Annotated in this window: 22 protein-coding genes; 15 read left to right on the top strand and 7 right to left on the bottom strand. The window is 46.3% G+C overall.

Features of this window, described 5'->3' with window-relative positions; genetic code table 11:
- Positions 1 to 564 precede the first annotated feature (564 nt).
- From LPW36_RS15595 to LPW36_RS15585, 3 genes are all read left to right on the top strand, one after another.
- A complete protein-coding gene (locus LPW36_RS15595; RefSeq protein WP_230611163.1) occupies positions 565 to 756 on the top strand; it encodes a hypothetical protein in 192 nt (63 codons plus the stop codon).
- A 230-nt stretch (positions 757 to 986) separates the two neighbouring features.
- A complete protein-coding gene (locus LPW36_RS15590; protein ID WP_230611161.1) occupies positions 987 to 1,232 on the top strand; it encodes a type II toxin-antitoxin system CcdA family antitoxin in 246 nt (81 codons plus the stop codon).
- A complete protein-coding gene (locus LPW36_RS15585; protein ID WP_230611158.1) occupies positions 1,232 to 1,555 on the top strand; it encodes a CcdB family protein in 324 nt (107 codons plus the stop codon). The genes LPW36_RS15590 and LPW36_RS15585 overlap by 1 nt, the downstream gene beginning before the upstream one ends.
- A 385-nt stretch (positions 1,556 to 1,940) precedes the next feature.
- On the opposite strand, the gene ubiE is transcribed toward LPW36_RS15585, so the two are convergent.
- The 4 genes from ubiE to LPW36_RS15565 form a co-directional block, all read right to left on the bottom strand.
- Entirely contained in the window at positions 1,941 to 2,696 is a 756-nt protein-coding gene (ubiE, locus tag LPW36_RS15580; protein ID WP_230611169.1) for a bifunctional demethylmenaquinone methyltransferase/2-methoxy-6-polyprenyl-1,4-benzoquinol methylase UbiE, read from the bottom strand.
- Positions 2,697 to 2,787: 91 nt separating this feature from the next.
- Complete coding sequence (gene rmuC, locus LPW36_RS15575) at positions 2,788 to 4,293, bottom strand: DNA recombination protein RmuC (protein WP_420844801.1); 1,506 nt, start codon at positions 4,291 to 4,293, stop codon at positions 2,788 to 2,790.
- 130 nt (positions 4,294 to 4,423) lie between these two features.
- On the bottom strand, positions 4,424 to 4,957 hold the full coding sequence (locus tag LPW36_RS15570; RefSeq protein WP_230611155.1) for a DedA family protein: 534 nt from the start codon (positions 4,955 to 4,957) through the stop codon (positions 4,424 to 4,426).
- A gap of 164 nt (positions 4,958 to 5,121) precedes the next feature.
- On the bottom strand, positions 5,122 to 6,867 hold the full coding sequence (locus LPW36_RS15565) for a sensor histidine kinase (RefSeq protein ID WP_230611152.1): 1,746 nt from the start codon (positions 6,865 to 6,867) through the stop codon (positions 5,122 to 5,124).
- Between the two features lie 676 nt (positions 6,868 to 7,543).
- Between LPW36_RS15565 and gbpA the strand changes: the two genes are divergently transcribed.
- The 3 genes from gbpA to LPW36_RS15550 all read left to right on the top strand — a co-directional run bounded on the left by gbpA (position 7,544) and on the right by LPW36_RS15550 (position 9,659).
- Positions 7,544 to 9,013: an N-acetylglucosamine-binding protein GbpA gene (gbpA, locus tag LPW36_RS15560; protein ID WP_230611149.1), complete on the top strand. Its 1,470-nt coding sequence runs from the start codon at positions 7,544 to 7,546 to the stop codon at positions 9,011 to 9,013.
- Between the two features lie 141 nt (positions 9,014 to 9,154).
- A complete protein-coding gene (locus LPW36_RS15555; protein ID WP_230611147.1) occupies positions 9,155 to 9,421 on the top strand; it encodes a DksA/TraR family C4-type zinc finger protein in 267 nt (88 codons plus the stop codon).
- Between the two features lie 13 nt (positions 9,422 to 9,434).
- The gene (locus tag LPW36_RS15550) at positions 9,435 to 9,659 is read left to right on the top strand and encodes a hypothetical protein (protein ID WP_230611145.1); all 225 of its coding nucleotides are present in this window, start codon (positions 9,435 to 9,437) and stop codon (positions 9,657 to 9,659) included.
- On the opposite strand, the gene LPW36_RS15545 is transcribed toward LPW36_RS15550, so the two are convergent.
- The gene (locus tag LPW36_RS15545) at positions 9,660 to 10,928 is read right to left on the bottom strand and encodes a BaiN/RdsA family NAD(P)/FAD-dependent oxidoreductase (protein ID WP_230611143.1); all 1,269 of its coding nucleotides are present in this window, start codon (positions 10,926 to 10,928) and stop codon (positions 9,660 to 9,662) included. It lies immediately after the preceding gene.
- Between the two features lie 207 nt (positions 10,929 to 11,135).
- On the opposite strand from LPW36_RS15545, the gene pitA reads away from it, so the two are divergent.
- From pitA to LPW36_RS15525, 4 genes are all read left to right on the top strand, one after another.
- Complete coding sequence (gene pitA, locus LPW36_RS15540) at positions 11,136 to 12,626, top strand: inorganic phosphate transporter PitA (RefSeq protein WP_230611140.1); 1,491 nt, start codon at positions 11,136 to 11,138, stop codon at positions 12,624 to 12,626.
- 285 nt (positions 12,627 to 12,911) lie between these two features.
- Positions 12,912 to 13,343, top strand: coding sequence for a universal stress protein UspA (gene uspA, locus LPW36_RS15535; protein WP_130593255.1), 432 nt, complete (start codon positions 12,912 to 12,914; stop codon positions 13,341 to 13,343).
- 485 nt (positions 13,344 to 13,828) lie between these two features.
- Entirely contained in the window at positions 13,829 to 15,172 is a 1,344-nt protein-coding gene (gene gdhA, locus LPW36_RS15530) for an NADP-specific glutamate dehydrogenase (protein ID WP_130593256.1), read from the top strand.
- Between the two features lie 77 nt (positions 15,173 to 15,249).
- A complete protein-coding gene (locus tag LPW36_RS15525; RefSeq protein WP_230611137.1) occupies positions 15,250 to 15,651 on the top strand; it encodes a hypothetical protein in 402 nt (133 codons plus the stop codon).
- A 95-nt stretch (positions 15,652 to 15,746) separates the two neighbouring features.
- Here the strand turns inward: LPW36_RS15525 and rsmJ are convergent, their stop codons facing one another.
- Together rsmJ and prlC are read right to left on the bottom strand one after the other, a co-directional pair.
- On the bottom strand, positions 15,747 to 16,493 hold the full coding sequence (gene rsmJ, locus LPW36_RS15520) for a 16S rRNA (guanine(1516)-N(2))-methyltransferase RsmJ (RefSeq protein ID WP_230611134.1): 747 nt from the start codon (positions 16,491 to 16,493) through the stop codon (positions 15,747 to 15,749).
- An 8-nt stretch (positions 16,494 to 16,501) separates the two neighbouring features.
- A complete protein-coding gene (prlC, locus tag LPW36_RS15515; RefSeq protein WP_230611131.1) occupies positions 16,502 to 18,544 on the bottom strand; it encodes an oligopeptidase A in 2,043 nt (680 codons plus the stop codon).
- Between the two features lie 348 nt (positions 18,545 to 18,892).
- On the opposite strand from prlC, the gene LPW36_RS15510 reads away from it, so the two are divergent.
- The 5 genes from LPW36_RS15510 to LPW36_RS15490 all read left to right on the top strand — a co-directional run.
- Entirely contained in the window at positions 18,893 to 19,735 is an 843-nt protein-coding gene (locus LPW36_RS15510; RefSeq protein WP_230611128.1) for a 23S rRNA (adenine(2030)-N(6))-methyltransferase RlmJ, read from the top strand.
- Between the two features lie 39 nt (positions 19,736 to 19,774).
- The gene (locus tag LPW36_RS15505; protein ID WP_230611124.1) at positions 19,775 to 20,560 is read left to right on the top strand and encodes a hypothetical protein; all 786 of its coding nucleotides are present in this window, start codon (positions 19,775 to 19,777) and stop codon (positions 20,558 to 20,560) included.
- Positions 20,561 to 20,654: 94 nt separating this feature from the next.
- Complete coding sequence (gene gorA, locus LPW36_RS15500; RefSeq protein ID WP_230611121.1) at positions 20,655 to 22,010, top strand: glutathione-disulfide reductase; 1,356 nt, start codon at positions 20,655 to 20,657, stop codon at positions 22,008 to 22,010.
- Positions 22,011 to 22,291: 281 nt separating this feature from the next.
- The gene (locus tag LPW36_RS15495) at positions 22,292 to 23,284 is read left to right on the top strand and encodes an ABC-three component system protein (protein WP_230611118.1); all 993 of its coding nucleotides are present in this window, start codon (positions 22,292 to 22,294) and stop codon (positions 23,282 to 23,284) included.
- Between the two features lie 3 nt (positions 23,285 to 23,287).
- The coding region (locus LPW36_RS15490) for an IS1 family transposase (RefSeq protein WP_338085959.1) at positions 23,288 to 23,359 on the top strand (72 nt) is incomplete at its 3' end.

Below are 23,359 nucleotides of genomic sequence, written 5' to 3'. Positions count from 1 at the left end.
CTGAATGAATACAACAGTGAGCGGCCCCATGAATCCCTGAATAACCTGACACCGGAAGAATACCGGCTGATGGCTGAAAACCCAGAAATCTCAAAAAGTATGTGGTACTAAAATGGGTGTGCTTACATTAAGGCTGTGGGAAACGGACATTTTATTTTCAAATAACATGGTCCGTTACCATAGTAATAATTTCTGCTGCATACCCTTCACTTCTCCTAAAACAGCCATAATTAATATCCCCCCTCAACAATCCCCCTTTTTTGCGATACATCCCCAAAATCCCAAATTCCCCAATAAAAACAGCACCTCACCAATTGACCCCATCGCTGGATAAATATACCGTAGTCAAGCAGGTGAATATTTCGCCGAAAAAGCAAAACCCCGCAGTGCTCGACACACTAACGGGGTTTCTGACCACAACGTTACTGGGAGGTAACATCATGGCTGTTAGAGAGCATACCCAAACTCAGTTTAAATTTATACCCGTCAGATCTTATTTCCGATCCGGATCCAATAAACGATCTTCTGCCGTAGCCAGCTGTAAATTAAGCGAGGTAAATTCCCATGCTTAATTCAACGGATACCATCTTCAACGATCTGACATCAAACGATCCATTAGAGTTGGCAGAACAATGCCTCGCTCTGATTAGCATTGTGGTTAAACTGGAAGAAGCCCCGACAAAAGAGTCGCTACAGTTTATCTTGCACGAGAAAATGGCGGCATTATTCACCGTGCTCTATGCCAGTAACGGGTAACTCAAAGCCTGTCGCTATTACTGAAACTGATAGACGTCGGTATGGCGTCTATATTTAGCTTTCATAAATACCGGACTAACTGTATCTACAAGTTTCTCATTCGTAATGGCTTTCACTATTCAGTTCCCCTGTGAATTGTTATTCCATAGTTCAGGGTGAATCCATTGCATTAATAACCACTAAGCTCCATAATTATGCGCATATATTTGCGCATAATATTGAGGTACACGATGAGTACAATACCTTCTCGCCATAGCGCTAAAAGAAGCACTAACGTTTATCTGACAGCTTCTCTTGTTGATAAGGCCCGCAGTATGAACATGAATTTATCAGCTACCTTAGATGAACTTTTAGCTAAAGCTATTGAATCCAGACAAAATGAACAGGCAAAAGAAAAAGAAGATATGCAAGCCATGAACAGGTTTATGACTAAGGCTGGCCTACTGTCTGACGATGAATTTTTCGGGGGCCTGTAATGCCAAAGCAATTTGACGTATACAAAAACCCTTCCATAAAAACAAACCGGCTCTGGCCATTTTATTTAATTCTTCAAAATGACTATTTTGATGATTTAAATACAAGACTGATCGTGCCCTTAGTATCTCAAAAAGATTTAAATCTTAGTCAAACAAGAATAACGCCTCAACTTACTATTAATGGTGATGTTTATTCCGTTTTTACTCCGGCAATAACATTTATTGATGCAAATAAAATCAAAAAATCAGATTTCGTATGTAATGCCAACTCAGCAAGGCATGATATCGTTTCGGCCTTAGATTCAATCATTACAAATACATAATCACCAGAGTTCTCCGTAGATAATGAAACACATCTCCGTCCCCACCAGTAAAGCAGCTATGACTCGCTTAGATCTTGACGCTTGCACCACCAGCGCCCGAATTTGGCGATAGGGTAGTGATGGCATCATGTCAGAAATCCTTTTATTACCTGATGATCAAACGCTGTGTCAGTGGCAGGAAATCATAATACGGGAAGGAATTGGATGAAATATCAGTTAAAACGCCAGCAATCGTCAGGTAAATATGGCGGTATAAACGCTCGTTACCAAAGGTAATTCACACCTCTTTATTTCTGTCCGCTCCCGCAGACAGAAAACCATATCTACCAAACCGCCCGCATCCTACTATCCATACCCGCAGGCGAAAGGCACAATGCCGGTCTGATTAGTACTTAAATCCCCGATGCAGCGCAACAATCCCGCCCGTCAGGTTAAAGTACCCAACACCGTCGAACCCGGCTTCTTCCATCATGCCTTTCAGGGTTTCCTGATCGGGATGCATACGGATGGATTCTGCTAAATAACGATAGCTATCGGCATCGCTGGTAACCATTTCGCCAATCTTCGGCAAAACATGGAATGAATAAGCGTCATAAGCCGTATTAAGCAACTTCACTACCGGTTTGGAGAACTCCAGCACCAGCAGACGACCGCCCGGCTTCAGCACGCGGAACATTGAGCGCAGAGCCTTATCTTTATCGGTGACGTTACGCAGCCCGAAAGAGATAGTAATACAATCAAAGTAATCATCAGGAAAAGGCAGGGCTTCGGCGTTAGCCTGTACATAGTTGACGTTGCCGATGATCCCCATGTCGCGCAGCTTGGAGCGGCCCATTTTCAACATAGAATCATTAATATCGGCAAGAATTACCTCACCTTTTTCGCCAACCAGACGTGAAAATTTTGCCGTTAAATCGCCAGTTCCACCTGCCAGGTCGAGCACTTTCTGCCCTTCACGAACCGCACTACAATCAATAGTGAATCGTTTCCAAACCCGGTGAATCCCGAATGACATTAAGTCGTTCATCAAGTCATATTTTGAAGCTACAGAATGGAAAACCTCAGCAACCATTGCGACTTTTTGATCTTTTTCTATCGTGCGGAAACCAAAATGCGTCGTGGTTTCCTGCGTTTCGTTCATCATGATTAAACCTGATTTAATAAGTCATATGAATTAATTTAGTCTACCAGAAACAATCTGAAACATATCCACCAATAACTCTTTTTTACTATCATTGGGTAATATCAGAAGAATTATCTGGTTCAGCGGTGTTATCCGGTATTTTTGATATCGATTCAGCTAAAGCTGGTTCCGATATCGCAGTATTCATCGGGCGTTTTACTTCAACGCCTAATGCCCGAAAACTTTCTACCTGCCCAATGACATTACCTCGCCCCTGGGATAGCTTATTCATCGCCTGCCGGTAATTATCCTGCGCCTTGTCCAGACTCATTCCCAGCGATGCCATATCATCAACAAACAGCCGAAGCTTATCATACAGGCGCGCAGCCCGATCGGCGATCTGTTGGGCATTCTGGCTCTGATGCTCATAACGCCATAAATTACCGATGGTTCTTAATGCCACCAGGAGTGTCGTTGGACTAACCAGCATTATGTTGTTCTGCAATGCTTCACTGATTAATTCTGGTTGCCTGTCGATGGCTAACAAGAAAGCAGGCTCGACCGGAATAAACATCAGCACATAATCTAAAGAACGTAACCCCGGAAGCTGATGATAATCTTTACGGCTGAGTAAACGGATATGCGACTTAATGGAAGCGATATGCTCATGCAGTGCCTGAATGCGCTCCTGCTCATCATCACTGTTAAAATAACGCTCGTAGCTTACCAGCGACATCTTAGCATCAATAACGACATCTTTCCCCTGTGGAAGATGAACAATCACATCCGGCTGCTGACGGTTACCCTCTTCGCCTTTCATATTGACCTGAGTTTGATATTCATGGCCTTCACGCAAACCCGATGCTTCCAATACCCTACTCAGCACCACTTCGCCCCAGTTGCCCTGCGTCTTATTATCCCCTTTCAGGGCTTTGGTCAGGTTAAGGGCTTCCCGGGCCATTTGAGCGTTTAACTGCTGTAAATTGCGGATCTCATGAGTCAGGGTATGGCGTTCCCGCGCTTCCTGCCCGTAGCTGTCCTGAACCTGGCGGCGAAAGCCATCCAGTTGCTCATACAGCGGAAGAAGTAACCGGTCGAGGCTCTGGCGGTTCTGTTCATCCACCTTACGCCCACTCTGCTCAAAAATACGATTGGCTAAATTCTCAAACTGTACCGTAAGCCGCTGCTCACTGCTGATTAACAAACGCTGCTTCTCTTCTGAGGCAAAACGCGTCTCTTCCAGACGGGTGGACATCTCCCGCAGCTCAACCTCCAGCGCATTATTAATGCCCTGCAGGCTACGCAATTCCTGATTTAAACGTTCGCACTCTTCATGCCATAACCCCTGCTGCCGGGCTTTCTCTTGCAGAGCCGCCAGGCGCGCATACAGATCGCGCAGATCCAACAGCCCTTTTTGCAGCTCCTGCTGCTGAATTTTTCGTTCTGATTGTAACTGCTGATTGTCTGAATCCGCCTGATCCAACTGTGCGGTCAGCAATGCGATTTGGTTTTCCTGTTGCAAACTATGGCGCTGGTTATAAATCGCCACCACCAATCCACCCAGTAATAGCCCTGCCAGCGCAGCAGCAAAAATCATCATCAGGCTGTTATCCACCGCGCCTCCGGCTTTTGATATGCCAACATCACAAATTAATAAGGATTAAAAGTAAGAGAATACTGTATAAATGTCCAGATTGTTTTGGCTGATTATGCGTAATTGTTCCCATTATCGCTAAACAAAATGGTTAAAAGCGCAAATAGTGAGCAATCCATTGAATTCCAAAGGCTCCGGGAGCCAGAATCAGAAAGCCCCACAGCATGGCGGAGGTCAGATTAACTATCTGAAAAGATTTTAGCGGCATCTCACAAATACCAGCAACCAGCGGAACCGTTGCGCGGAAAGGACCAAAAAACCGGCCAACAAATACCCCGATGGTTCCCCAGCGATCAAAAAAGTGCTGACCGCGTACCAGCATTTGTGGATTACGCGATAAAGGCCAGATATGAGCAATGCGCTCTTTGTAGTACCAGCCCAACCAGTAAGATATCCAGTCGCCAAAAAAAGCCCCGAGGGATGCCGCTACCCATATGGGCCAGAAAGCAATACCGCTCTCACCAATAATCGCGCCAATTCCTATCAGAATAACCGTTGCGGGAATCAGCAAAGAGAGAAAAGCGATCGACTCACCAAATGCCAGAAAAAAAACCACGGGAGCGCCCCACGCCTGATGGTCGCGAACAAAATTCATGGTGGACGTGATGATATAGTCAAGGGTCACACAGTTATTCCCGCTTTTAACACCCATATTTAGCAAGATATTGACAGCAAAAAGCAATATTCTTTTGATTTTTATACATTATACAACAAGCTATTTTTACCCGATTAATACCATAAAAAACCGGGTCTCTCCCCGGTTATCTTCTTACTCATCGCTTCAGGCTATTAAGCTGCGGGTCTGGTTTCTGATTGTGCACTACTGGTATCGTCACCACCAATCGCCGGAACGCGAATAGTGACGCGGGTATAAACTTCCGGTTGGCTTTCCACCGTCACACCATAGTCATAACCGTGACGCGCCTTAATGCGTCTATCCACCAGATTCATCCCCAGCCCGTCACCATTTGGCCTTGGATAGTAGTTACCGGCATTATCTTCCACTAGCAGTACCAGCATCTGATGATTAGCGTCTGTCGTATCAAAATAGCCTTTAATGCTGATATGGCCTTCGGCCAGCATCTGAGAGGTACCGTGTTTAATGGCGTTTTCCACAATAGGTTGCAGTGAGAATGCCGGTAAAGAAAGGGGCAACAGTGCATCAGGGATATCAATATCAACGGTTAAGCGGTCGGCAAAGCGCGCTTTTTCAATTTCCAGATAGGCATTGATGTGTTCCAGCTCATCGCTCAGGCTCACTTCATCATTACTGCGTTTTAGGTTCTTACGGAAGAAAGTGGATAACGACAGCACCAGACGGCGGGCATGGCCGGGGTCTTTACGTATTACCGCAGACAAGGTATTCAGCGCGTTAAACAGGAAATGCGGGTTAACCTGCGCGTGGAGCAACTTAATCTCTGATTGCGCCAGCAGCTGTTTTTGCTGTTCCAGCGTACCCGTCAGGATTTGCGCCGATAGCAGATGGGCAATCCCCTCTCCTAACGTGCGATTAATGGAGGAAAACAGTCGGCTTTTAGGTTCATATAACTTAATGGTTCCAATAACGGTCCTTTCAGCGCCGCGCAGTGGAATAACCAGCGTTGAACCCAGTTTGCAGTTAGGCGTAATAGAACAGGCATAGTGAACTTCGTTACCATCCGCATACACCACCTGATTATTCTCAATGGCTTTATGAGTATGATGAGAAGTAATTAATGTGCCAGGTATATGGTGATCGTCACCAATACCAATAAACGCCAACAGCTTTTCCCGATCGGTAATCGCCACGGCTCCAACGCCCAGTTCCTCGTACAAGATCTGGGCAACCCGCATACTGTTTTTCTGGTTAAATCCTTGTCGCAATACCCCTTCCGATCGGGCAGCTATCTTTAAGGCTTTAGCAGAGAATGCGGTGGTATATTTTTCAAAAATCGCCCGGCGATCCAGCAGAATACGCATAAACATCGCTGCGCCAATCGAGTTGGCAATCATCATCGGTAAAGCAATATCATTAACCAGATGTACCGCCTGAGAGAATGGCCGGGCAATCAGCAGGATGATCAGCATTTGCAGGGCTTCGGCAAACAGCGTAATGGCGGCAACGGTCAGCGGTTGGAAAAGAATATCCATTCGATTATGACGAATCAGATAACGATGCAGTAAACCACCCACTAAGCCTTCCACAATAGTCGACAACATACAGGCCGTCGCTGTCATACCCCCCATGGAATAACGATGTAAACCACCGGTCAGCCCCACAAAGAAACCAACGGATGATCCCCCTAAGACACCACCTAACACCGCGCCCATGGCCCGGGTATTGGCAATAGAGTCATCAATTTGCAGGCCGAAGTAGGTTCCCATTATGCAGAACATAGAAAATGTGAAATAACACAGTAGCTTATGAGGCAGACGAATAGTGACCTGCATTAAGGGGATAAACAGCGGCGTTTTACTCAACAGATAGGCAATAACCAGATAAACGCACATTTGCTGTAGCAAAGATAAAATGAGGTCAATCTGACTAATTTCCATGAGGTGTCTTTCTCTGCGTGGTCAGGAGTATTTCGCTGACTATTCTAACATCAGTTGTTAACTATCCCCGCATTTTTACACTATTTAGCCCTATTTCGGTACCCCCCGGTCCAATACAGGAGCGTTTTAGCCAAAATAGATAAAAAAAAGCCAGCGCAAGGCTGGCTAAAATAAACACTGGAAGCAATGTGAGCAATGTCGTGCTTTCCCGAGGTGAGCATGAATGACCGCCTCTTGAAAACACGCAAATAATAATCATTATCAATAGAAACTGTAAAGCTCTTTTTTCATTAAAATGAGAATATTTCTCATCTTTATAATTAAATATATTCATTTCAATGAGATAGATATTATAAATTCCCATACTTTCATTAAGGGTGCTCCTGTTTTTTATTCAGGAACGCATGCTTTCGCTCTTACACTCAGGTTTATAATCACATAAACAAATTAATAACCCGGCAATTCATGCATATGAAAAACAAAATATTGAAAAACAGAAAACAGAAAACAGAAAACAGAAAACAGAAAACAGAAAACAGAAAACAGAAAACAGAAAATAAATTTCAAAATATTAAACTAATATGATGAATACGCATCCTTTCCCGGGCTGTCATTTCTATCTTTGTTAAAACAGCACAGGATCAGGACATATTGCGCAGTATCTTTTAGGAGGTTGATGATGATCCCTGCTTTATCACTCAGGGGGCTGGCAGGCACTCTGGCAATCATAAGTCCATTAGTTTGGGCCCACGGCTTCATAAGCGAACCGGTATCTCGTGCTTATGCCTGTACCCTTGGACAAAACGTAGATTGTGGTGATGTTGAATATGAACCACAAAGTCTGGAAGCACCCACCGGTTTCCCTAATAGCGGGCCAGCCGATGGCAAAATAGGCAGTACCAACTCTCCGCGATTTGCCCAGTTAGATGAACAAACCGCCGTTCGCTGGAAAAAGGTCAGCATGAAACCCGGAGATAATACTTTTACCTGGAAATTTACTGCCGCCCACCCGGTTAATAACTGGCGTTACTACATCACCAAACAGGATTGGGACCCTAATCAACCACTAACCCGCGCCTCTTTTGATCTGACACCATTCTGTAAAATTGACGGTAAAATGGCGATGCCTCAAACCATTACCAGTAAAACCTGTAATGTACCTAATCGTACTGGCTATCAGGTAATTCTGGGTGTGTGGGAAGTTGCCGACACCCCTAACAGCTTCTATAACCTGATTGATGTGGATTTTGCTGGCGGTACCGAAGCTGGCGGTGGAGGTTCAAATCCTCCGGCTATTGTTGATACCTGGGCAACAGAAGTGGGTAACATTCAGCCATTCATCGATCTGAAACGCGGCGATAGCGTCACACTGAGGGTTTTTGATAGTCGGGGTGAACGTACCTACCTGTCTATTCCTTACACTATAGAAAGCGATGAAAGCGGTGCTAAAAATGTCTGGGCGCACGACTTTGCCGATAAAATCAACGCATCTCAGCAACTTATTCGTGCCGGACAGAAAGCAGGCGCCAACCAGTTTAACCCGGTCTACGGTAACAATACGGTTTATGCCACGGAATCCAGTGGTATCAATCATACTGAAATTCAAATCGATCAACAGCCCGTACCTGTCACCTCATCCGTAACCGTTACCGGTGTTGAATCAGGTTATACCACCAACCAAAGTGGCGATCTGACATTAACATTTAATGTGGCGGTTAGTGGAAAACTCACCGTTGAAACATCTGTTTATGATAGCGCCCATCTTCAAAAAATTTATGAAAGTGCCGACATGGATCACAGCCATAAGAGCTTTTCGCTGGCAATGAAAGGTCTGGTTAGCGGTAATTATGGGCTGTTAGTGGTCGGGAAAGACGAGAACGGGAATGTTCAACAACAGATCGTTAAGTTTACGGTTAATGTTCCTGACGGTAGTGGGGGCGGAAGCACCAACTATGATGCCGTCTTCCCGGAAAAAATCTCGACCTACAAAGCGGGCACTAAAGTATTGCAACCAAAAGACGGCAAGGTTTATCAGTGTAAACCCGCGCCTTACAGCGGTTTCTGTAAACAATGGAGCGCAACAGCCACAGGTTTTGAACCTGGCGTTGGGAGCAGTTGGCAAATGGCCTGGACGCTGGTCAAATAGTTCATCACAGTTACATTATCAACACATAGCGCCTCCCGTATCGGAGGCGCTTTGCATAATATCCCACTCCCTATTCCGGTGAGGCCCTGCTAAACTTAAGTTATCCCGGTTGAAATAACCTGCTGATTGAGGAGTTCTGTCATGGCAAGCGGATGGGCGGCAGACGGCGCCGTACAGGATCAAATTGACAGCACCATTTCAGATGCTGTCGCCAAAGCCCGTTCTCAACTGCATAACGGTGAAAGTGCAACTCACTGTCTGGAATGTGGTGAACCTATTTCACAGGCCAGAAGGGAGGCCCTTCCCGGCGTTCAATATTGTCTGGCCTGCCAAACCGAGCTGGATAAGAAAAACCAGCATCAGGCTGGCTATAACCGCCGGGGAAGTAAAGACAGCCAACTAAGGTAATCGCTGCGGAGTTATGGTCGGTCACGACCAGCGTTGTTATACCATGAGCCTTACAGCGGGATACCCGTTCCGCTACCGGCAAATCTGCATCATCACTATCGTTACCGCTGCATTTGCGTTGGGCATCGCACCATGGCTACTCAGCCAGACATTTTCCATTTTCGGTATTCCCGTCTTCCCTACGCTGAGTGCCCTGCTGGTATTAGGCGGTATTGTCTGGCTGGCGTGGCGCCTTTGATTATTCTGTTTTAGCCAACGCCTGCGCACAAGCCCAGGCCGAGCTCCAGGCCCACTGGAAGTTATACCCCCCCAGCCAACCGGTAACGTCCACCACTTCACCAATAAAGTAGAGGCCGGGAACCTGAACTGATTCCATCGTTTTGGATGACAGCGCTTTGGTATCAACACCGCCCAGTGTCACCTCGGCGGTACGATAACCTTCCGTGCCATTAGGTTGAATTTGCCATTGCTGCAACGCATCGGCCAGTTGCTGCTGTTGAGGGGCAGTTAGTTGCTTCAGTGTCACATCAGGCACTTTATTTAGTGTTTGTAAGCTTTCCACCAGACGCTTTGGCAGATGGCGTGCCAGAGTGTTTTTCAGGCTTTGATTCGGATGCTCCGCTCGTTCAGTATTCAGGAAAGCATCCAGATCTAAATCCGGTAGCAGATTAACGACAATCGATTCGCCCGGTTGCCAGTAGCTGGAAATTTGCAGTATCGCAGGGCCGGAAAGCCCGCGATGAGTAAACAGCAGGCTCTCTTTAAATTGAGTACCATTTTCTGCCGTAACGCTTACCGGAACCGCAACGCCTGACAGCGTTTGCAACACTTCCAGCAACGGTTTATGCAGCGTCACCGGTACCAATCCGGCGCGGGTCGGTAGCAGATTAATGCTAAACTGCTCAGCAATCTTATAGCCAAAAGGTGTAGCACCCAGCCCCGGCATAGATAAACCACCGCTGGCGATAACCAAAGATTTGGCCTGAATATTTCCTGTCGCTAACTTAATCAGAAAACCCTGTTCATTACGTTCAACGCTAAGTACTTCACTACGCATGCGTAAATCAACATGGCCCTGCTCGCACTCTTTCAGCAACAGGCTAACAATATCTTCCGCAGAGTTATCACAAAACAGTTGCCCCAACGTTTTCTCGTGGTAGGCCACCCCATGACGGGATACCAGCTCGATAAAATCCCACTGGGTATAACGCGCCAGCGCTGATTTACAGAAATGCGGATTATAGGAAAGATAAGCCGTGTGGTCCGCATACATATTGGTAAAGTTGCAGCGGCCACCACCGGACATTAATATTTTTCGTCCCGGTTTTTTACCGTTGTCCACCAACAGGACATTCAGGCCCAATTGCCCCGCCTGAGCCGCACAAAACAGCCCGGCAGCTCCGGCACCAATAATGACTACGTCCGTTTGTTCAACCACAAAAACCTCTGAAATTTCGGTCTGCTGACCACACGACTTCCTATTTTGTGCCAGAATTGTATTCATCATCCGAAGTTCTAGCCAGCAGAATAGATTTTGCTTGCGTGGCAAAATTATTTTTAGCTCCATACTTATTTTAATAATAACATGTAGTTACATTTGTAAACACATGTAAACGGGTGCGCAAAATCGAAAAAAAAGTTAATTTTTTCTTTGCCGATAAGCTAATTGTGCTGATAATGCGCCGGTCTACCTCCATTACTGACAGTAAGGTTTATGCTAAACATATTTGCTGGACTAGAAATTCATACTGCCCTAATGCTGGGTCTCGCATTACTGTTTGTTCTGTTTTATGAAGCTATCAATGGCTTTCACGATACAGCAAACGCAGTAGCTACCGTTATTTATACCCGCGCTATGCGCGAACAGCTTGCTGTTGTTATGGCGGGTGTTTTCAACTTTCTGGGTGTCGTACTTGGCGGGTTAAGCGTTGCTTACGCGATCGTACACCTGCTTCCAACAGATTTGCTGCTTAATATCAGTTCAACTCATGGCCTTGCCATGATGTTCTCGGTGTTATTAGCGGCGATTATCTGGAATCTGGGAACCTGGTATTTAGGTATCCCTGCCTCCAGTTCACATACGCTGATTGGCTCTATCATTGGTGTGGGTTTAACCAACGCCATTGTGACGGACTCTTCTATTGTCGACGCGCTGAATCTGCCTAAGATGATTCAGATTTTCCTGTCGCTGATTCTGTCACCACTGGTTGGTTTGATTCTGGCCGGTGCCATGATCTTCATTCTGCGTCGCTTCTGGAGCGGCAATAAGAAACGCCAACGTATTCACTTAACCCCTGCTGAACGTGAAAAGAAAGATGGTAAACGTAAACCACCGTTCTGGACTCGTATCATGCTGATCCTGTCAGCCATCGGTGTCAGTTTCTCCCACGGTGCTAACGACGGTCAGAAAGGCATTGGTTTGCTGATGCTGGTACTAATTGGTGTGGCTCCCGCCGGGTTCGTGGTAGATATGAGTGCTAACGGTTATGATATCTCCCGTACTCGTGATGCTTTAGGTCACCTTGAGCAGTACTATCAGAATCATCGTGATGCTATCCCTCATATCGTAGGTCAAAACAACACCGATCCGCTGCCGGCCATGAGCACAAGCACTGAGTATCACTGTGATAACTCCCGTGCGCTGATTGCTATCGGCCATTCACAGCAGATGTTAAGCGGCCTTGATAACTATGAACAGCTTCCGCCGGACCAGCGTAGTCAGCTACGCCGTCTGTTGTTATGCGTTGCTGATTCCGCCGCTAAAGTGACTAAGCTGCCGGAAACCAGCTCTCAGGATAAGCGTTATATTAAAGAATTACGCGAAGACGTGCTGGTTACCGTTGAGTATGCGCCTATCTGGATTATCGTTTCAGTCGCATTAGCGCTGGCTCTGGGTACGATGGTAGGCTGGAGACGCGTTGCCGTGACTATCGGTGAGAAAATCGGTAAGAAAGGCATGACCTATGCTCAGGGTGTTTCTGCACAGCTAACTGCCGCGCTCTCTATTGGCGTTGCCAGCTATACCGGGATGCCGGTTTCTACCACGCAGGTTCTCTCTTCTGCCGTAGCCGGTACCATGCTGGTTGACGGTGGGGGCATACAGAGTAAAACCGTTAAAAGTATTTTCCTGGCCTGGGCTCTGACCCTGCCTGTTGCAGTTCTTCTTTCCGGTAGTCTGTACTGGATTGCTTTGAAACTGATTTAACAGGTACAGGAAGCATGAATAAAAAACCCCGCCGTGTGATACACCGCGGGGTTTTTTATTATCTGAAACTTCATGACTTCACATTATGAAACTTTTAGCAAAATCGGCAGTAGCCAAGCGCTAATCGTTATTTTATAGTCAATAAGATGATGATTCTCCGTAGGAATCGATATCAGGGCTATGCGACGATAAAAGCGTACATCATGTGATCGGTATACCACTTTAGTGAGGTATATTGAGCTATTATTAATTCAAGTTAACGGATCTTACAGAAGGAGTCATCCTATGTCATATAAACACATTCTGATTGCAGTTGACCTATCTCCGGAAAGCAGCGTACTGGTTGAAAAAGCGGTATCTATGGCTAAGCCATATAACGCAAAAGTTTCCCTGATTCACGTAGATGTCAATTACTCCGATCTGTATACCGGACTGATCGACGTCAATATGGGCGATATGCAAAAACGCATCTCCGAAGAGACCCATAATGCGCTAACTGAGCTGGCAAACAATGCCGGTTACCCTATCACTGAGACCCTCAGCGGCAGTGGTGACTTGGGTCAGGTACTGGTTGATGCGATTAAAAAGTATGATATGGACCTCGTACTGTGTGGGCACCATCAGGATTTCTGGAGCAAGTTAATGTCTTCCGCACGTCAGCTAATTAATACCGTACATATTGATATGCTGATTGTTCCTTTACGCGAAGAAGAATAACGCATCACATAAACAACTCAACGCCCGCTCCATGCGGGCGTTTCTTTATTCGAATGATTAAAGAATTACCTTATAATTAGTAAAGTTTGTCCTATAAATAAAAATATTATCTTTTTATCAGCATATTTTCTTACACCCAGTTAAATATACTGCTCTTTTGAATTCTGTTACTTCAGATAACTGCTTTAGTCGAATATTTCCCTATTATTAAATTTGTAACCCCCTGTAAAATAGTGCAATTATCGTTTTTTCAATATATTGAGACTAGTTTTGTTACTTATTGAATTTTCATAATTATTGGTTCTAATAATTTTCAGCACTAATATAAATAATATTAATTCACCTCAAAAAACGGCTTGCCTGATCACTATTAGTTAGTGTTATATTCGAAAAGAACATACATCACATCATGAAGCCCGCAATATTCACTTTCTGAATAGCGTTTTTTCGTGGAAAAAATAAAAAAGACATAGGAAACAGGATCAATGAATCATTACTCCACTGTGGACGATTTTCTCGTTATGCTCCAAAAACGCGATGGCCACCAACCAGAATTTCTGCAGGCGGTTCGCGAAGTATTCACTTCTCTCTGGCCTTTTTTGAAAGAAAATCCTCGCTATACCGAACAGGGTTTGCTGGAACGTTTAGTTGAGCCAGAGCGCGTGATTCAGTTTCGCGTTTCATGGGTAAATGACAAAGGTGAAGTTCAGGTTAACCGCGCCTGGCGAGTACAGTTCAGCTCCGCCATTGGACCATTTAAGGGCGGGATGCGTTTCCACCCATCGGTTAACCTGTCTATTCTGAAGTTTTTAGGTTTTGAACAAACCTTTAAAAATGCGCTGACAACGCTGCCTATGGGTGGCGGTAAAGGCGGTTCAGATTTCGATCCAAAAGGGAAAAGCAACGCTGAAATTATGCGTTTCTGCCAGGCCCTGATGACTGAACTTTATCGTCATTTAGGTTCTGACACCGACGTACCAGCTGGTGATATCGGCGTGGGTGGTCGTGAAGTTGGCTATATGGCCGGTATGATGAAGAAGCTGTCTAATAACACCGCCTGTGTGTTTACCGGCAAAGGCCTTTCATTTGGCGGCAGCCTGATCCGTCCTGAAGCCACTGGCTATGGACTGGTTTACTTTACTCAGGCTATGCTGAAGCGTCATGGTTCTGGTTTTGAAGGTCAGCGGGTTTCTGTTTCAGGTTCTGGTAACGTAGCGCAATACACCATTGAAAAGGCGATGGAACTGGGTGCCCGAGTGATTACCGCATCAGACTCTGCCGGTTCTATTGTAGATGAAGAAGGCTTCACCACCGATAAACTGGCTCACCTGATTGATATCAAAAACAGCCGTTATGGCCGTATCAAAGACTACGCTAACGAGCGCGGCTTAACCTATCTGGAAGGCCAGCGCCCTTGGGGGGTTCCGGTAGATATCGCTCTACCATGCGCCACCCAGAACGAACTGGAGCTGGCTGATGCTAAACTGCTGATCCAAAACGGCGTAAAAGCCGTTGCCGAAGGCGCCAATATGCCAACCACTATCGATGCTACAGAAGCACTGATGGCAGCTAACGTGCTATTTGCTCCGGGTAAGGCGGCTAACGCAGGTGGCGTTGCGACTTCTGGTCTGGAAATGGCGCAAAATGCCGGTCGCGTCAGTTGGAGAGCAGAGAAAGTTGATTTACGTCTGCAACACATCATGCATGATATTCATGAAGCCTGTGTTAATTATGGCGGCGAAAAAGCACAAACTGACTACGTTAGCGGCGCAAATATTGCCGGCTTTGTGAAAGTGGCAGATGCCATGTTGGGACAAGGCGTGTTATAACTATACTCTGAGGCGGCTACGCGTCCGCGTCGCGTGGTCGCCGTACTGTTATCGCAGTACTACAAGAGGAAATGCTGATGACTAAAGCCAGGCGTAACCATTTAAGACTTGTCGTTGATAACACCCGCAATAATTCACCCACCGCTCAACGGGAACCGATTCAAACAAGGCGTTTTACTGCTGAACAATTGGTTGCGCAAACCACGGATACCCCAGCCGATCGCTTCTCTTTGCTGGAAGCCGCCGCCGCCAGAGAAAAGACCTTAACCCAAATGAAAGTGCAGGAAGAACTACAAGCCCGCCTGAAAAAACTCAAAACAGACCACCCCGATATCGACATTACCCTACCACTGGAACAACAAAGCGAAGAACACCGTAAACTTATGATTGAAAGTTTTCCCCACTATTTTAACGGTGGAGCCTTTGTTTATTGGGAAGATATGGAGGAGTTGATATTTCTGGAGCCGAATGAGGACTAGTTTTTTGTTTTTATGATGGTTTTATCGGCATTTGAGAATGTTTCGGCCGTAATATCCTCAAATGTCAATTAAAAAAACTATCAGCCCAGCGCCAGCTATAACGTCACATACATATCAAACCGATGGCTCTTGGTATTAATTGACGCCTGTGGCTTAACGTTTGCCAGCGGCGGGGCATAATCCGGGCGTTTTACCACCACCCGCTTTTTCGCCAGTTGGCAGGCGGGTTCCAGCAGACCGTCGGCATCTAAGTCCTCCCCCACCAGCGACTGGAATACTCTCATTTCCTTTTTCACCAGCGCACTTTTTTGCCGGTGAGGAAACATCGGGTCGAGATAGACCACATCCGGGGCGGGTTGAATCGAGGATAACGCCGTCAGGCTGGAAGCATGCAGCAATGTCAGACGCTGCTGTAACCAACCGCCAATTTCAGGGTCCGCATAGGCACGCTGTAAGCCATCGTCCAGTAATGCTGCCACTACCGGGTTACGCTCCAGCATTCGCACCTTGCAGCCCACCGAAGCCAAAACAAAGGCATCACGACCTAAACCCGCAGTGGCATCCACCACATCAGGCAAGTAGTCGCCTTTAATGCCAACCGCTTTTGCTACCGCTTCGCCACGACCACCGCCAAACTTACGTCGATGAGCCATGGCACCAGCAACGAAATCAACGTAAATCGCCCCCAGTTTGGGCTCATCACGCTTGCGCAATTCAAGACGCTCAGGCGTTAACACCAACGCCATAATGGCCTGCTCGTCGGATACCAACCCCCAACGATCGGCTAAAAGTGATAAGGCGCCGGAATCGGCGCCTGTTTCACAAATAAAACATACTGACACGACAGAAGTTATCCCTTAATGCCGTAGTGGCGCAGCATGGCATCAAGCTCTGGCGCACGACCACGGAAATTCTTGAACAACGTCATTGGCTCATCAGAACCACCCTGAGACAGAATATTGTCCAGGAAAGACTGACCGGTTGTGGCGTTGAAAATACCTTCTTCTTCAAAGCGGGAGAAAGCATCCGCAGACAGTACTTCAGCCCACAGATAACTGTAATATCCTGCGGCATAACCACCGGCAAAGATATGGCTAAACGCGTGTGGGAAACGACCCCAGCCTGGTGAAGGCATTACCGCCACCAACTTTTTCACTTCTGCCAGCGTTTCCATCACTCGGGCACCTTTTTGCGGCTGATACTCATAATGCAGACGGAAATCAAACAGGCCAAATTCCAACTGACGCAAAATAAATAGCGCGGCCTGATAGTTTTTCGCCGCCAGCATCTTATCTAACATTTCCTGCGGCAGAGGTTCACCGGTTTGGTAATGGCCAGAAATAAAGGCCAATGCTTCAGGCTGCCAGCACCAGTTTTCCATAAACTGACTTGGTAGCTCCACCGCATCCCATGGAACGCCATTAATACCGGAAACGCCCGCGGTATCAATCTTAGTCAGCATATGGTGAATACCATGACCAAACTCATGGAACAGCGTCGTCACTTCATCATGAGTAAACAGCGCAGGCTTATCACCCACCGGACGGTTAAAGTTACAGGTCAGATAGGCCACTGGCTTTTGCAGATGACCATTGGCATAGCGCAGGCTGCCAACGCAGTCATCCATCCAGGCTCCACCGCGTTTATGTTCACGGGCATAGAGATCCAGATAGAAGCTGCCGCGCAGTTCACCGCTGGCGTCAAACAGATCAAAGAAACGAACTTCCTGGCTCCAGAAATCAACGTCTTTACGCTCTTTCGCCGTCATACCAAATACGCGCTTCAGCACTTCAAACAGCCCCTGCATTACCCGCGCTTCCGGGAAATAAGGTCTCAATTGCTCATCGCTGATAGCGTAAAGATGCTGTTTCTGTTTCTCGCTGTAATAGCTGATGTCCCAAGGCTCGAGCTCGGTTTTACCAAAATGTTCTTTAACAAAAGCACGCAGATCCGCCAGCTCTTTTTCACCCTGCGGGCGTGCCCGTTTGGCTAAGTCATTCAGGAAATCCAGCACCTGCTGCGGATTCTCGGCCATTTTAGTTGCCAGAGACTTATCGGCGTAGCTATTAAAGCCCAGCAACTGCGCCAGTTCATAACGCAATGCCAGCAGTTCTTCAATAATTTGGGTGTTATCCCATTTACCGGCATTGGGGCCCTGATCTGATGCGCGAGTACTGAATGCCTGATACATTTCATAGCGCAACTCGCGGTTATCACCGTAGGTCATTACCGGTAAATAGCTTGGAATATCTAAAGTCAGTAACCAGCCGTCCTGATCTTTGGCTTTCGCCATTTCACGGGCGGCATCCATGGCGCTTTCCGGTAAACCGGCCAGTTCAGCCGGATCGGTGATCAGCTTAGTCCAGCCCATGGTGGCATCCAACACATTATTGCTGTAGGTGGAGCCCAGCTCAGACAGGCGGGAAACAATTTCACCGTAACGCTTCTGCTTCTCTGCATCCAGACCAATACCAGATAGCTCGAAATCACGCAGGGCGTTATCCACCGCTTTCTTCTGCGCTTTGGTCAGGCTATTGAATGCCTCCCCCTGCTTCAGGTTGCGATATGCCTGATACAAACCTTCATGCTGACCAACCCAGGTGCCGTACTCAGACAGCAACGGTAAACATTGCTCATACACCTGACGCAGTTCCGGACTATTTTTAACTGAATTCAGATGACTAACTGGCGACCAGATTTGCCCTAACCGATCGTCAACTTCCGCCAGTGGTTGGCACAAATTATTCCAGGTGAACGGACCCGGTTGCGCGACCACTTTTTCTACCGCAACACGGCAATCATCAAGGGCTGCTTTAATGGCAGGAACAACATCATCAGGTGTGATAGCAGAGAATGGGGGAAGCCCCTGGAAAGTTAACAATGGGTTAGTCATAAAAACAGTCCTTAAATTTGGCAATAAAACTAACATGAGGACTATTATGGTCGAATTCAATGGCTGGCGATACTAATCCTAATAATAGATATTCTCTTTTATTGGCCGCTAGAATAAGAAAATCAGGGGAGCTAGTTTTGCCGAGCCTGAAATTACAGCGAACAATAACGACCTATAATGATTTTCACTTTTTATCAGCCAGACAGTTTATACTGGTGGCCATAACGCAGCATAGCCTCCGTATTCGGGCCAGAATCTTAGCCTGTATGCCGCGCAGACGATAAATACCTTGTTAGTGATCACTTCCGGTGGTGACTGCGGGTCAATCACAGGAATGTATAGGACATCATGTTAAGCTATCGCCACAGTTTCCATGCCGGTAACCATGCCGACGTTGTGAAGCACACCGTTCAAAGCCTGATTATTGAAGCGCTCAAAGAGAAAGATAAGCCTTTTCTGTATCTCGATACCCATGCCGGTGCCGGGCGCTATTTTTTAGGCAGTGAGCATGCAGAAAAGACCGGTGAATATCTGGACGGTATTGCCCGAATCTGGCAACGGGATGATATGCCCGCTGAGCTTGAAGCTTATATGTCTGCGGTTAATGCCTATAACAAAGGCGGTTATCTGAAATATTACCCCGGTTCACCGCTGATTGCCCGCCATCTGCTCAGAGAGCAGGACCAACTGCATATGACGGAGCTGCACCCAACGGATTACCCTCTACTGCGTCATGAATTTCTTAAAGATGAGCGCAGTAAGGTTTTACGCGCTGACGGTTATCAGCAGCTCAAATCTCAGCTTCCACCCCAGTCGCGCCGCGGATTTATTCTGATCGACCCGCCTTATGAACTCAAAACTGACTATCAGGCGGTGGTTCAGGGTATTCAGGAAGGTTATAAGCGGTTTGCTACCGGCGTATACGCACTGTGGTATCCGGTGGTTCTGCGCCAGCAAATTAAGCGTATGGTTAAAGAGCTGGAAGAGACGGGTATTCGACGCATCTTACAAATCGAGCTGGCGGTTCAGCCGGATAGCGATCGTCGCGGTATGACCGCATCGGGTATGATTGTGATTAATCCGCCCTGGAAGCTGGAGCAGCAGATGAGTACAGTTTTGCCATGGCTGCATCGCGTTCTGGTGCCGGAAGGCATTGGCCATACCAAAGTTAGCTGGATTACACCGGAGTAAACACTCATTGGACGGTTGTGGTAAGAGTTGAGAATGGTTATGAAAAGAAATAGGTTAGTCGGAATCAACCTTTTTGTGATCGCTATCGTGATTTTAGCCGGTTGGCTAATTTGGCAATTTTTATTTCCAGTGCCTGTTGCTAAATGGGTTTTTTACGGTGAAAAACCCTCTGAACTCCGCGGTTACACTTACCCACCGGCTAAAAACAGTGCCGATGGTAAACTTGAACCTAAACCTGAAATCCCTGCTGGCGATGGTGCTCTGCTGACGCTGTGGCCGGATACTAAACGCTGTACCTTAACGGTAAAATCCGGTCAGGAAAATATCAGTGTAACGCGCTTTAGGGAGAGTTCTCCTGAAGTGGTACAGGTAGAATATATTGATGAAAGTGGTATGCCCACTGCGCTGTATGTTCAACTTAACTATGGCGTCAGCTTCTGGACCTACCCCGACCCTAATATCACCAATGACTTCATTGGCTGGAAATTTGATAATCTGGCGGGTAAAGCGCTTCCCATTCGTTTTCGCGGCGAGGCCATGATAAAAAGAGTCATTGATGGTACCCAATACAAGCACCAGACCAACGGCCACTGGCTATATGAGAAGTATCACGATGGAGAGGTACTGGAATCTAAAGAGTTCAGCACCCTGCCCGTAGCTAATTCAGAACAGAATCGCCAGGCTGAACTGGTACTAATCGATCAGGCGGACCAGTGGCTGAGTGAAACGTTACAAGATTTATCAGATACCTTATCGGTTCCTATTCCCGATCAATGGTTAAGCACCAATAATGACCCCTGCCAGTCCGTTAATACGGATATGTAAAAGTAGTGCGACGCTCGGGGGCTTTTATTCTTCCGCGGGTTGTGAGAACCTTTCTCAATCCCACTCTTAGCTATAGAGAGATGTAGACAATATCATGACTAAACATTACGACTACCTTGCTATCGGCGGTGGTAGCGGCGGTATCGCTTCTATTAACCGTGCAGCCTCTTACGGAAAAAAATGTGCCATTATTGAAGCCAAATACCTCGGCGGTACCTGCGTAAACGTAGGCTGTGTGCCGAAAAAGGTGATGTGGCATGCAGCACAAATCGCCGAAGCTATCCATCTTTATGGACCAGATTATGGTTTTGATACCACCGTTAACCATTTCGACTGGAAAAAGCTGATCGAAAGCCGTACTGCTTATATTGACCGTATCCATCAATCCTACGATCGCGTATTGGGTAACAACAAAGTTGATGTGATTCGTGGCTTCGCCCGCTTTGTCGATGCCCGTACCGTTGAAGTAAACGGTGAAAAAATTACCGCAGACCATATTCTGATTGCTACCGGTGGCCGCCCTTCCGTGCCCTCTATTCCGGGTGCCGAATATGGTATTAACTCTGATGGTTTCTTTGCGCTGGACGAAATGCCTAAGCGCGTAGCGGTTATTGGTGCAGGTTATATTGCGGTAGAAATTGCTGGCGTTCTGAATGGATTAGGCGTTGATGCCCATCTGTTTGTGCGTAAACATGCTCCACTGCGTACCTTCGACCCAATGATCGTCGAAACCCTGCTTGAAGTTATGGCGGCAGAAGGTCCCTCTCTGCACACTCAGGCCATTCCTAAATCCATCGTTAAAAATGCCGATGGCTCCTTAACGCTGATGCTGGAAGATGGCACAGAGCACGTGACAGACTGCCTGATTTGGGCCATTGGTCGCGAACCGGCAACGGATAACATTAATCTGGCGGCGGCTGGCGTTAAAACCAATGAGAAAGGTTATATCCCGGTTGATAAATTCCAGAATACTAACGTTGCTGGCATTTATGCCGTTGGTGATAACACCGGCGCTGTTGAGCTGACCCCGGTAGCGGTTGCCGCAGGCCGTCGTTTATCTGAACGCCTGTTTAACAACAAACCGGATGAGCATCTGGATTATTCCAATATTCCTACTGTGGTATTCAGCCACCCGCCTATCGGCACCATTGGTCTGACAGAAGGTCAGGCGCGCGAGCAGTATGGTGACGATCAGGTGAAAGTGTATAAATCTTCTTTTACCGCAATGTATACCGCGGTCACTTCTCACCGTCAGCCATGCCGTATGAAGCTGGTATGCGCCGGTAAAGAAGAGAAGATTGTTGGTATCCATGGTATCGGCTTTGGTATGGATGAGATCCTTCAGGGCTTCGCGGTAGCCGTTAAAATGGGCGCCACCAAAAAAGACTTTGATAACACCGTTGCGATTCACCCAACAGCGGCGGAAGAATTTGTTACTATGAGGGGTTAATGTAGAAAACCCACCTACACACGTTCGTACTGTAGAAAAACTGATAGGCCAGAGCCTCATTCTCTGGCCTTCATTTATCGACTCATCGATTCACTGCCTCTTCTAACACGTTTATGCCCATTCCAAACCAGCGCACTTATCCGTCAGATTTTCAGCTAAGTACTTGACATATTTTTTCTAATCAGTCTAGTGTTCTGGGTGCTCTCCACGGTATATTTTTTAAGTAAAATATAGGAAGATAATAAGCAGAATAATTTTAAATTTGGATGACTTATATATAGATGGAACTAGAAAAGGAAATCCCCTCACCAAAAAGCACCCATGCTCCTTTGTCGGCAGTATCAGCTTTAACTGGCGAAATCATATCGCCATTAAGGCGTTTGCAGCAAATGGACGCGGACGATTGGGAAGAATTTACTTGTGAACTTGCAACTTATTGGAAAACACAGTATTTGCGAGTCAATCGTGTTGGGGGTGCAGGTGATATGGGGCGTGACGTTATTGCTTACACCCCTGATGGAAGTTGGGAGAATTTTCAGTGCAAATATTACAGCTCACCATTGAATTTGGCAGATGTTCTATTAGAAATAGGTAAGCTTTGTTACCACTCACATCAAGGGCATTTTTCTATGCCTACAAAATATTACTTTGTTGTAAAGAGTGGCTTAAATGGTGTTAGCCTTAACGCCCTTAAAGATTCTAATAAGCTGAAAGCAGAACTCATTTCTGGGTGGGATAAAAAGTGCAAAGACAAAATCACAAAGAAAAAAAGTGTAAGCCTAGAAGGTGATTTTCTTAAATTTGTTGAGAATGATGTTGATTTTACAATATTTGATCAAATACCACAGTTGAAACTTATCGAATTACATAAAAATCATACTCCTTATTACATAAGAAGATTTGGAGCATTAGAGTTTGATCGACCAGCCCCTGCAACCCCTCCAAACGACATTCAAAATAATGAATTAAAATATATTTCAGAATTATTAAAGGCAATAGAGTCTATAGAAGCTCAGGTAAGTTCCATTGAAGATTTAGAAGCATTTCCTAATTTTTTAATGGAACTAAAAAGTGCGCGTAAAAACTTCTATTCAGCAGAAAGTTTGGAGAAATTTTCCAGAGACTCAATGCCTCCTGACACATACGAAAATTTACTTGAAGATTGTTATGAAGCAACTTCTAGTCTTATTCTGATGGTTCACAACAATGGCTGGGATAAATATTTGGGTCGTGACGCATATTTAGTGTTGTGGTATTCTTCGCCCTTTGGATGATTGATGGCAAAGATTGATGTAGTTTGTCCCCGCTGTTCTGAAACGAGTGATGTGATCCGAAACGGTCATTCCACC

The organism is Limnobaculum eriocheiris (assembly GCF_021010575.1).
Classification (GTDB): Bacteria; Pseudomonadota; Gammaproteobacteria; order Enterobacterales; family Enterobacteriaceae; genus Limnobaculum; species Limnobaculum eriocheiris.
This window is presented reverse-complemented; position numbering and strand designations above follow the sequence as displayed.

Bases quoted from the DNA above. Each gene is read 5' to 3' on its own strand.
- LPW36_RS15550 (WP_230611145.1), top strand. From the start codon at position 9,435: ATGGTCGGTCACGACCAGCGTTGTTATACCATGAGCCTTACAGCGGGA.
- gbpA (WP_230611149.1), top strand. From the start codon at position 7,544: ATGATGATCCCTGCTTTATCACTCAGGGGGCTGGCAGGCACTCTGGCA.
- LPW36_RS15585 (WP_230611158.1), top strand. From the start codon at position 1,232: ATGCCAAAGCAATTTGACGTATACAAAAACCCTTCCATAAAAACAAAC.
- LPW36_RS15555 (WP_230611147.1), top strand. From the start codon at position 9,155: ATGGCAAGCGGATGGGCGGCAGACGGCGCCGTACAGGATCAAATTGAC.
- LPW36_RS15510 (WP_230611128.1), top strand. From the start codon at position 18,893: ATGTTAAGCTATCGCCACAGTTTCCATGCCGGTAACCATGCCGACGTT.
- LPW36_RS15545 (WP_230611143.1), bottom strand. From the start codon at position 10,928: ATGATGAATACAATTCTGGCACAAAATAGGAAGTCGTGTGGTCAGCAG.
- prlC (WP_230611131.1), bottom strand. From the start codon at position 18,544: ATGACTAACCCATTGTTAACTTTCCAGGGGCTTCCCCCATTCTCTGCT.
- gorA (WP_230611121.1), top strand. From the start codon at position 20,655: ATGACTAAACATTACGACTACCTTGCTATCGGCGGTGGTAGCGGCGGT.
- uspA (WP_130593255.1), top strand. From the start codon at position 12,912: ATGTCATATAAACACATTCTGATTGCAGTTGACCTATCTCCGGAAAGC.
- LPW36_RS15505 (WP_230611124.1), top strand. From the start codon at position 19,775: ATGAAAAGAAATAGGTTAGTCGGAATCAACCTTTTTGTGATCGCTATC.
- LPW36_RS15495 (WP_230611118.1), top strand. From the start codon at position 22,292: ATGGAACTAGAAAAGGAAATCCCCTCACCAAAAAGCACCCATGCTCCT.
- pitA (WP_230611140.1), top strand. From the start codon at position 11,136: ATGCTAAACATATTTGCTGGACTAGAAATTCATACTGCCCTAATGCTG.
- LPW36_RS15590 (WP_230611161.1), top strand. From the start codon at position 987: ATGAGTACAATACCTTCTCGCCATAGCGCTAAAAGAAGCACTAACGTT.
- ubiE (WP_230611169.1), bottom strand. From the start codon at position 2,696: ATGAACGAAACGCAGGAAACCACGACGCATTTTGGTTTCCGCACGATA.
- LPW36_RS15525 (WP_230611137.1), top strand. From the start codon at position 15,250: ATGACTAAAGCCAGGCGTAACCATTTAAGACTTGTCGTTGATAACACC.
- LPW36_RS15565 (WP_230611152.1), bottom strand. From the start codon at position 6,867: ATGGAAATTAGTCAGATTGACCTCATTTTATCTTTGCTACAGCAAATG.
- gdhA (WP_130593256.1), top strand. From the start codon at position 13,829: ATGAATCATTACTCCACTGTGGACGATTTTCTCGTTATGCTCCAAAAA.
- LPW36_RS15595 (WP_230611163.1), top strand. From the start codon at position 565: ATGCTTAATTCAACGGATACCATCTTCAACGATCTGACATCAAACGAT.